The organism is Synechococcus sp. R8-2, from assembly GCF_047461715.1.
In the GTDB taxonomy this organism is placed as follows: domain Bacteria; phylum Cyanobacteriota; class Cyanobacteriia; order Thermostichales; family Thermostichaceae; genus Thermostichus.
On sequence record NZ_JANSHQ010000357.1, the window covers coordinates 1 to 2827 of the forward strand.

Sequence of the window (2827 nt, forward strand, 5' to 3'; positions counted from 1 at the left end):
CTTGGCCATGGAAGACAAGATCAGAGCGGGAAGTGTGCTCAGGGGACGCTATCGCATTCTCCATCCCCTCGGGGAAGGAGGGTTTGGCGTAACCTACAAGGCGGTGGATCAAGACACCTTCGATAGCCCCTGCGTCGTCAAGCGCCTTCGCCCCCTCTCCACGGATCCCTATACGTTGGCCACGGCCCGCAAGCTCTTTGAACGGGAAGCCAAGGTTCTCAACCGGCTCAACCACTTCGACCAGGTGCCCCGCCTTTTGGCCCACTTCGAGCAGGATCAGGATTTTTACTTGGTGCAAGAGTTTGTTGCCGGGCATGATCTCAGCCAGGAGCTGATCCCGGGCAAGCCGCTGAGCGAGGCCGAGGTTTTGAAACTGTTGTGGGATATTTTGGAGATCCTGCGCCATGTACACGCCCACCAGATCGTCCATCGGGATATCAAGCCGGCCAACCTGATGCGCCGCGATGCCGATGGCAAGTTGGTGTTGATCGACTTTGGGGCAGTCAAGGAAGTGGGGCGGTTGGTCAGCCATGCCCCCGGCCAAACTCAGTTGGCGACGGTGATTGGCTCGGTTGGCTACATGGCGCCCGAACAGCTCAACGGCAAGCCCCAGCCCTGCAGCGACCTGTACTCCGTAGGGGTGCTGGCCATCCAAGCCCTCACCGGTCGTCCTCCCCATAAGATCCGGGACGATCCCCGCACCGGCCAACTGCTCTGGCGGGATTTGGTTCAGGTCAGCGAGGAGCTGGCCGAGATTTTGGATCGCCTGATCTGCCCCCACTGGCAAGAGCGCTTCCAGTCCGCTGCTGAAGTGTTGGAGGCGCTGCGGCCCCTGTTGCCTTTTCCCCAAGAGGCGACGCTCGGCGATGTTTCGGTGGATCAGGTTTTGGTGACGCGCCTGTTGGCCCGCGGACAGGAGAAAGCCCGCCAAGGGGATTTCCAGGGGGCGATTGCCGACTGTACGTTGGCCATTCAATTGGATCCCCAAAATAGCCGCGCCTACAGCCAGCGGGGCAGCGCCCGCTACAAAAGTGGGGACTTGGCAGGGGCCATCGCAGATTACACCCAAGTCATTCAACTGGCAGGGGACGCCCGCGCCTATTTCAACCGCGGCATTGCCCGCTACCGGCTGGAGGACTACGAGGGAGCTGTTGCCGACTACACCCAGGCTCTCGGCCTCAACCCACAATGGGCGGTGGCCTACTACAACCGTGGCAATGCTTACCGGCAACTCAATCAGCAGCAGCAGGCCATCGAAGACTATTCGCGGGCCATTGAGCTCAACCCGGAAGATGTGCGGGCCTATTTCAACCGCGGCGTGGTGCGCGGCCATCTGGGAGATGCGCAGGGGGCAGCAGCCGATTTTTCCGAGGTGATCAAGCGGGACCCTCAGGACGGGGAAGCCTACTTCAACCGGGGAGTGGCGCGGGTCCAGTTGTCAGATTTGCAAGGGGCCGTCGAGGACTACACCCAAGCGCTGCAGTTGGATCCTCGCCACGGCAAAGCCTATTACCACCGGGGCCTGGCCCGGCAAGCGTTGGGGGATCCCCAGGGGGCTGTTGAAGACTTTTCTCAGGCCCTATCCCTACGGTCTGCTGAGGCCACTGAGCTACCTGAGGCAGAGGCGGCAGCCCAGGCGGATCTCTACTTGCAGCGGGCCATGGCCTACCTGAGCAGCAACGCCCTGGAGTCGGCGCTGGCGGATTGTGAACAGGCTCTCCGCCTGGATCCTAAGCTGTCGCGGGCCTATCTCTGCCGGGGCTTGGCTCGCCAGGGGCTGGGGGATCCCGGCGGCGCTCTGGCAGACTTCAACCGCGCCCTGGAGCTGGATCCCCAAATGGCCAAAGCCTACCTCAACCGGGGCATTGCCCACCTGGACTTGGGCAACATCGAAGCGGCTTTGTCCGACTTGAACCAGGCCATTGCTTTGGATCCCCAAGATGCCAGTGCCTACAGCAGCCGCGGGCGAATTCATTGGCTGCTGGGGGATCCCCTGGCGGCTCTGCAGGATTACACGGCTGCCCTGGAGCGGGATCCGCAGAACCCTCAGCTCTACCTCAACCGCGGCCAACTCCATGTTGAGCGGGAAGATTGGCCGGCAGCCTGTGAGGACTTCTCGCAGGTGTTGCAGTGGGCGGCGAGGCCTGGGATCCCACGCGGGCCGGAGCTGCTGGTTAATGCCCATCTGCGCCGCGGTATGGCACGGCAACGGCTGGGGGATTGGCAGGGGGCGTTGGCCGATTTCGACCAAGCTCTGCAAGGGGATCCTCAGTCGGGCTTGGCTTATTTCCATCGCGGCCAAGTGCGGGCTGCTCTGGGAGATGGGCTGGGGGCCATCCAGGATTACCACCAGGCTTTGGCCCTGGGGGCGGCAGTGGCCCAGGCGGATATCCGCCGAGATCTGGCGCGGGCCCAAATCCAGACGGGAGATCTGCAGGCGGCCTTAGAGCAGTTGAACGAGGCGGTGCGCTTGCAGCCGGAACGGCGGGATCTGCGCCAAGAGCGAGCTGAGTTGTGCCGACGGCTAGGCCGGTGGCAAGAAGCAATTGCCGACTACGACGAGGTGTTGCGGCAGGATCCCCAGGACTGGACGGCTTGGCTGCGACGGGGCATGGCCCATGGGCAGGTGGGCAACTGGGCTGCCGCCCTTCAGGATCTCAGCCGGGTTTTGCAGCAGGATCCTGACCACAGGGAAGCGCTGTGGCACCGAGGACAAGCCCTGCAGCAGTTGGGTCAGACCGAAGCGGCCTTGCAAGATCTAAACCGTCTGCTGCAGCGGGATCCCCAACACAGGATGGCCCGCTTGGCCCGCGGCTCTCTGTTGTTG

General features: G+C 62.9%; 1 protein-coding gene. It reads left to right on the forward strand.

The features are described 5' to 3' along the window. Positions 1-34: 34 nt before the first annotated feature. Positions 35-2827 (forward strand): tetratricopeptide repeat protein (locus NW819_RS08960; protein ID WP_414413534.1); only part of this gene is annotated, 2793 nt, incomplete at its 3' end.